The sequence below is a fragment of the Promicromonospora sp. NPDC052451 genome, from assembly GCF_044547525.1.
Lineage (GTDB): Bacteria > Actinomycetota > Actinomycetes > Actinomycetales > Cellulomonadaceae > Promicromonospora.
The window spans coordinates 62,530-68,958 of sequence record NZ_JBIUAP010000023.1 but is presented as its reverse complement, the minus strand read 5'-3'; the positions used below and the strand labels follow the sequence as shown (position 1 = coordinate 68,958).

Annotated in this window: 7 protein-coding genes; 2 read left to right on the top strand and 5 right to left on the bottom strand. The window is 75.4% G+C overall.

The features are described 5' to 3' along the window. Positions 1-137: 137 nt before the first annotated feature. From ACIG47_RS26135 to ACIG47_RS26125, 3 genes are all read right to left on the bottom strand, one after another. On the bottom strand, positions 138-722 hold the full coding sequence (locus ACIG47_RS26135) for a DUF305 domain-containing protein (RefSeq protein ID WP_397433986.1): 585 nt from the start codon (positions 720-722) through the stop codon (positions 138-140). Positions 723-826: 104 nt separating this feature from the next. Further along, positions 827-1,321, bottom strand: a complete 495-nt coding sequence (locus ACIG47_RS26130; RefSeq protein WP_397433985.1) for a DUF6153 family protein — start codon at positions 1,319-1,321, stop codon at positions 827-829. Between the two features lie 65 nt (positions 1,322-1,386). Continuing rightward, positions 1,387-2,139 carry an SDR family NAD(P)-dependent oxidoreductase gene (locus ACIG47_RS26125; protein WP_397433984.1) on the bottom strand — a complete coding sequence of 251 codons (753 nt, stop codon included), beginning with the start codon at positions 2,137-2,139 and terminating at the stop codon, positions 1,387-1,389. Positions 2,140-2,431: 292 nt separating this feature from the next. Here ACIG47_RS26125 and ACIG47_RS26120 point away from each other — a divergent pair, with 292 nt between their 5' ends. Further along, positions 2,432-3,274: a universal stress protein gene (locus ACIG47_RS26120; protein ID WP_397433983.1), complete on the top strand. Its 843-nt coding sequence runs from the start codon at positions 2,432-2,434 to the stop codon at positions 3,272-3,274. A 93-nt stretch (positions 3,275-3,367) separates the two neighbouring features. Here the strand turns inward: ACIG47_RS26120 and ACIG47_RS26115 are convergent, their stop codons facing one another. Further along, complete coding sequence (locus tag ACIG47_RS26115) at positions 3,368-3,982, bottom strand: flavodoxin/nitric oxide synthase (protein WP_397433982.1); 615 nt, start codon at positions 3,980-3,982, stop codon at positions 3,368-3,370. Positions 3,983-4,243: 261 nt separating this feature from the next. Between ACIG47_RS26115 and ACIG47_RS26110 the strand changes: the two genes are divergently transcribed. Further along, positions 4,244-5,173: a universal stress protein gene (locus ACIG47_RS26110; protein WP_397433981.1), complete on the top strand. Its 930-nt coding sequence runs from the start codon at positions 4,244-4,246 to the stop codon at positions 5,171-5,173. Between the two features lie 14 nt (positions 5,174-5,187). Here ACIG47_RS26110 and ACIG47_RS26105 read toward each other — a convergent pair whose 3' ends face one another. Next, entirely contained in the window at positions 5,188-6,393 is a 1,206-nt protein-coding gene (locus tag ACIG47_RS26105) for a sulfotransferase family protein (RefSeq protein ID WP_397433980.1), read from the bottom strand. Between the last annotated feature and the right edge of the window lie 36 nt (positions 6,394-6,429).

The following is a 6,429-nucleotide window of genomic DNA, read 5'->3' as shown; positions in this document are numbered from 1 at the left end:
GGCCCGCGGGGCGGGCCGGCCCGGGGGCCCGCCGGCCCCGCCCCCCCGGGGGCCCGCCCCCCGGGCCGCCCCCCCCCCCGCGCCCCCGCGGCGGGGGGGGGGGGGGGCGCGCCCCCGGCCCCCCCCACCACCAGCGGTCACATCGAGGCGAGCAGGCCTTCCATCGTCTCGATCTCGGCCGCCTGCGTGTCGACGATCGTCCGCGCCATCTCGACGGCGCCCGCGTCCTCGCCCGACTCGACCTCTTCCTGCGCCATCTCGACGGCGCCCTGGTGGTGCACGATCATCTGCTCCAGGAACAGGCGGTCGGCCTCGGGGCCGGCCGCGTCGGCCAGCATCTGCATGTCGTCCTCCGACATCATGCCGTCCATCCCGGCGTGCCCGCCGTGCTCCGAGGTGCGCTCGGCACCCCAGGTGTCGAGCCACTGGCCGAGCGTCTCGATCTCCGGGGCCTGTGCGGCCTTGATCTGCGTGGCCAGCTCCGTGACCTGCGGGTCGGCGTCGGGCCGGGCCAGGACGACGTCCGCCATCTCGATCGCCTGCTCGTGGTGCGGGATCATCATCTGCGCGAACATGACGTCCGCGTCGTTGTGGGCCGTGTGCTCGCCGGCCGCGGTCGCGGTGTCCTGCTCCGGGTCCGCGGAACCGGAGCAGCCCGTCAGGGCCAGGGCGCCGGCGAGGGCGATCGCGGACACGGTCGTGGACAGAAAGGTGCGCTTCATGGGGTCTTCCTCTGGTGTCGTCTCGGGGTAGCACTCACTGGCGCGACGGTGCTCGGGCACGGTCGCGCTCTCGGGCCGGCGCGGGTGCGCGCCGGGGCCGGGGTCTACGTCCGGGAGATGCAGAGCTCGTGCAGGGACGGCGCGGCGAGGCCGCCCAGGGTCGCGCGCGCTGGCGGCAGCGCGGCCGTCAGTGCCACCGGTGCGCGCCAGAGCAGACGCCGTACGGGCGCCACCAGGGCGAGCAGCGCGACGAGGATCATGAGGCACATCGCCATGGCGGCGTCGTGCCCGCCGCACCCGCTGCAGCAGGGGCCGGTGTCCCGCTCGTTCCCGGCGTGGCCCGCGGGGGCGTCGACGACCGGCGCGACGGTGGCGGGCTGCTCGGCCGCTCGAGTCATGACCGGCACGGCGGCGGGGTGTGCGGCGGCGACCTGGGCCGGTGCGGCCTCGTGCGGCACGGGGTGCGCGTGGGTCGCGGGCGAACCGCTCAGGGAGTGCATCGCGACCACGCCGACGATCACGGTGAGGATCGCCAGCGCTCCGGCCAGGCCCCGCCGAGGACCGGCGACGGCCGAGCGGAGCAGCGAGATCACGCGCACGGCACGGAGGCTATCCCACGGTCGGCGCCGTGCCGAATCGAACGGCGGACGGCCGGGGACCGGGCTCAGCGGGCGATGTACCCGCCGTCCACGTAGAGCTCGGAGCCGGTGACGAACGACGCGTCGTCGCCGGCCAGGTACGCGGCCGCGGCGGCGACCTCCTCGGGCCGGCCCAGCCGTCCCATCGGGGTCACGTCGAGCATTGCCGCCTCGAACGGTGTGCCCCGGGCGGCGTCCAGGATCGGCGTGTCGATGAACCCCGGGTGGATCGAGTTGACGCGCACACCGTCCCGGGCCCAGGCCAGGGCCACGTTCTTGGTCAGCGTCCGCACGGCGCCCTTGGCCGCGTGGTACGCGGGCGAGGTGCCGAAACCGCCGCTGGTGCCGAAGATCGAGCTGATGTTGATGACCGAGCCGTGGCCGGACGCCTTCAGCGGACCGGCCGCAGCTCGGGTGCCCAGGAAGACGCCGGTCTGGTCCACCGCGATGGTGCGCTCGTACTGCTCCAGGGTGGTGTCCTCGATGGAGCCGAGGTCACCGATGCCGGCGTTGTTCACGAGGATGTCGAGGCCGCCGAGCCCGGTCACCGCCCGGTCGACCACCGCGGCCCAGGCCTCCTGGTCCGCCACATCGTGGTGCGCGAACACCGCGCGGCCGCCCTTCTCGGCGATCTCGGCGACCACCTTCGCGCCCGCGTCGTCCTGGACGTCCGTGACCAGCACCGCCGCCCCCTCCGCCGCGAACCGGAGGGCGATCGCCCGGCCGATCCCGCTGGCGCCGCCCGTCACGACCGCCACCCTGCCGTCGAGTCGTCCCATGGTCACCCGCTCCCTTCCCGTGGTCCGGACACGCGCACGGCCGGCGAAGCGTCGTCGCCCCGGCCGTGCGCGGCCGGCATCGCCAGTCTCGCGGGCAGGCCAGGCCGGAGCAGGGGCCGAACGGCCCCTGAGCGGTAGGACGAACGGCCCGCCTTGCCCTGGCGGGACCTTCGTCCCGGCAAAGGTGAGCCCTTGGACCGCCCCGGCGGGCCCTCCCGCCCTGCCGTCCGCGGCCCGCCGCATGGTCCGCTGGGGTCACGGGCGGTCCGCCCGTGGAACGAGGGAGGCCGTCATGGACACCACCTGGTACCGCGGCATCGTCGTCGGGGTCGACGGGTCCGCGGAGAGCATGGCCGCCGTCGACTGGGCGGCCCTCACCGCGGACCGGCACTCCGCACGGCTCACCGTGCTGGGCGCCTACGGCACCGAGCCGTCGAGCCCGCGCACGGCCCTGGTGCACGCGAACACGCGCACCGACGCCTGCGATGCCGTCGAACGGGCGGTGGCGCGGCTCGACGGCGCGCGGCCCGGTGGCCACGACGTCGAGCAGCGCATCATCCCGGGCACGCCGGCGTACGTGCTGACCCAGCGGTCGACCGCGAACGACCTCGTCGTCGTGGGCCGGCGCGGGCTCGGCGGATGGGGCCGCGCCGCGCTCGGCTCGGTGTCGGCGGCCACGGCGGCGACCGCGCCCGGGCCGGTGGCCGTGGTCCCCGCCGGGGCATGGACCGGCGACCCGCGCCGGGTGGTGGTCGGCATGGACGGCGACGACCCCGACCCGCAGCTCGGCATGGCGTTCGCAGAGGCGCAGCAGCGCGCCTGCCCCCTGGAGATCGTGCACGGGCTCGACCCGGACCTGGCGCCGGGCACCGGACCCGACGCCCCGGGCGGCCCGGAGCGGCAGGACGTGCACGACCGGGTGGCTCGGTGGACCGGCAAGTACCCGGCCGTGTCCGCCGTGCTCACGTTCCGCGACGAGGGTGCCGCCGACGCCCTGCTGCACGGCCTCGGCCCCGAGGACCTGGTCGTGGTGGGCGGCCGCCCGCACTCAGTACTCGCCGGCCGCGTGTGGAACTCGGTCGCGGACGCCGTGCTGCGGCGGGCGGCCGGCCCGGTGATCGTGGTCCACGCCTGACGCCCGGACCGGGTGACCGACCTGACAGCGGGCGCTGACGAGCAGGGCACCGGGTCAGGGCACCGGGTCAGGGCACCGGGTCAGGGCACCGGGTCAGGACGCGGGAGTTCCCCGCCGGGCCGTGGCCCAGACCCCGAGGCTGCTGCCCCACGCCCGGGCGCGGCCCTGCTCGCCGTCGGCCGGCGGGCCGGTGACGTCGACGACGCGGTAGCTCGCGGGCGCCGCGACGATCGGATAGCCCAGCCGGGCCAGGCGGCGGGCGGCCGCCCGGGCGGCCGAGCCGGTCAGGTGCGCGGACGTGCGGGTGTCGAAGGTGGTGGCCCGGGTCGGCACGCCCACCCGCGTCCCGGGCAGGTCGCCGAGCCACTCGCGGATCCCCCGCTCCCGGGAGAGCCCGCGCAGCGTCAGCACCTCGCCGTCCTTGGGCGCCAGCGCCGCGGCGTCGCGCCGGGTCGAGGGCCACGACATGCCGAAGGCGTGCGTGGGGCCGCCCACGACCAGCAGCCCGACGTCCTCCGGCACGACCGCCGGGGCCCGGCCCACCTCGACGACGTCGACGCGCGCCGGAGCGTCGGTCCCGGCGGTGAGGCCCTTCTCCGTGCCCAGCTCGACGCCCGTCCTGATGCCCAGCTCGATGCCCGCCGCGACCGCCCGGGCGATCAGCCCGGTGTTGCCGAAGATCGACTCATAGACCACGAGTACCCGCATCGCGGCGCACCTCCCCCGAGCTCCGGCCTGTTCCGACACCGCGACACTGGCCCGTGCACGTGCCGGCCCGTCAGGGCCCTCGGCCCCGCGCCCGCGGGACCTTCGGCCCCGCTCGGCGTCCTGGTCGCCCACCGCCCCCGCGTGCCGTCGGCGGCTGCCGGCCACCGACGGACATAGGTCCCGTCGGCGGGTGACTCTCGCCCCTGCCGGCCGGTCCCGGCGGCGGGCAGGCTCGCGTGTGGGAGCAGGAGGGGGTGGCACATGATGAACGTCCGTCAGGGACCGCCGGCGATCGTGGTCGGCATCGACGCCGACGGCACCGGCCAGGGCTCGGGAGCGCTGCGGTACGCCATCGGCCAGGCCCGCGCGCGGGGCAGCTGGGTGCGGATGGTGCACGTGGCGCCCTCGGTCCTGCCGGAGGGCGGCATGTGGCCGACGCAGGCCCGCGAGACCACCTACCTGCGGCGGGCCGGTCAGCAGGTGCTGGACCGCGCCGTGTCGAACGCGCGCACGTCGGCGCCCGACGTGCAGGTCGACCCGCTGCTCGGCCACGGCCCCGTGGTACCGGAGCTGGTCGCGGCGGCGGCGGACGGCGCCCTCGTCGTGCTGGGACGCGAGTCCCGCCGCGGGCTCGAACGCCTGATCACGGGTGCGACGACCCTCGGTGTCACCGAGCGGTCGAGCGTCCCCGTCGTGGTCGTCCCGGCCGACTGGGAACCGAGCGACCACGGCCGTGTCGTCGTCGGCGTGAAGTCTCCGGGCGGTGCCGGGGAGCTCCTGTCGCACGCGTTCGCGACGGCGGCCGTGCTCGGGTCCGAGCTGCGGGTGGTCCACGTCAAGGAGGCCCCTGAGGCCGGTGCCGCACCGGGACACGGCACCGACGAGCAGTCCACCGCACGGATGCTGGAGACGGCCGTCCACGAGTGGTCCGCCGCGTTCCCCGACGTCCCGGTGGAGACGTCCCTGCTGCACGGCGAGCCGGTCGCCGCCCTGCTCGGGGCGGCGACCGACGGCGACATCCTCGTGCTCGCCCGGCACCACCGCGACCTACGGCACCTCGTCCGGCTCGGGCCGGTGCCGCGCGCGGTGCTGGGCTCGTCGACCACCCCCGTGGAGATCGTCCCGCTCAACGGCAGCCCGGAGACGGCACCGCTCGTGCTCGAACGTTCCGGGGCGTTCCTGAAGACCTGACGGACCGCAGCCGGTCAGAGCTCCACGGCGGGCTCGGCGTCGCGCATGTCGAGGCGGTCCAGGAGGCGGTTGTAGGAGGCGAACGTCCGCTCCACCTGCGCGGGGTCCAGGTAGCGGGACAGGTCGTACTGGTGGGAAGGGGTGCCTCGCGGCTTGGCGACCACGTCGGCCAGGCGGTCCTGGTCCTCGGCCGTCCACGTGGCCCCGATCGCCGCGTACAGCCGCGGCACCTCGGTGAACGGGTCGGCGCTGAGCTTGTGGTACGGCACGTCCACGATCGAGGCGGGCGGCAGGTTCCTGCGCAGCTCCAGGCCGCGCTCGACCTGGGCGGCCAGGTGCTCCAGCGCGAACCGGCCGATCACCTGCCGGTCGGTGTCGTGCTGGTACATGCCCCAGAAGGTCTCCACGAGGCTGCAGAACGACCCGATGACCGTGACCGGGTCCCGATGGGTCCACACGAACGTGGCGTCTGGGAAGACCTTCTTGATCGTGTCCATGTCACCCAGGTGCGCCGGGTACTTCAGGAACCACCGCCGCGGGGTCCGCCCGTGCTGCAGCACCTGGAGGCACCGCTTCAGGTACTCGTAGTCGCCCGTCAGGTCCCGCTGGGCCAGCCATGCGGTGTAGGCCGGCATCAGGCCGTGCAGGATCGGCCAGTGGCTGCCGTGCGGCAGCAGGAACATCGACTCCTCCGGCCGGTCCACGCCGATCGGGTGGATGTGCGGGATGTCGGGCGCGAACCGCTCCATCATGGCGGCGCCCCGGGAGAGCTGCCGCACCAGCTTGCGCTCCGCGCGCGGGTCGGCCAAGCCGGTGTCCTGCATCTCCCACAGGAGCGGGGCGCGGTGCTGCGGCGAGGCGGACAGCACCCGGTGGGCCAACGTGGTCGCGGTACGCGGCAGCCCGCAGACCACCACGGGGGCCGTGATCGGCTCGTCGAGGATCTCCGGGTGCTCGGCCAGCACCCGCTCGACCCGGAGCCGGTTGGCGTACCGGGCCTTGACGTCGGCCATGATCAGCGACCAGCCCAGCGGGGAGAGCCGCGGGATCTCGGCCACGCCACGCACGACCGCGCCGAGGTCGTCGGCGAACCGGCGGTCGGCGGCGCCGGCCTCCTTCTCGACCTGCGCCACCGCGTCGGCCCAGGCCCGGTCGGGGTCCTGGTACCCCTTCACGACGGGGGCGAGCACGGTGTTCAGCACGCGTGTCGTGCGACTCACAAGTTCCTCCAGTGGTGTTCTCGGTGTCGTACTGCG

Bases quoted from the DNA above. Each gene is read 5' to 3' on its own strand.
- ACIG47_RS26135 (WP_397433986.1), bottom strand. From the start codon at position 722: ATGAAGCGCACCTTTCTGTCCACGACCGTGTCCGCGATCGCCCTCGCC.
- ACIG47_RS26110 (WP_397433981.1), top strand. From the start codon at position 4,244: ATGATGAACGTCCGTCAGGGACCGCCGGCGATCGTGGTCGGCATCGAC.
- ACIG47_RS26115 (WP_397433982.1), bottom strand. From the start codon at position 3,982: ATGCGGGTACTCGTGGTCTATGAGTCGATCTTCGGCAACACCGGGCTG.
- ACIG47_RS26120 (WP_397433983.1), top strand. From the start codon at position 2,432: ATGGACACCACCTGGTACCGCGGCATCGTCGTCGGGGTCGACGGGTCC.
- ACIG47_RS26125 (WP_397433984.1), bottom strand. From the start codon at position 2,139: ATGGGACGACTCGACGGCAGGGTGGCGGTCGTGACGGGCGGCGCCAGC.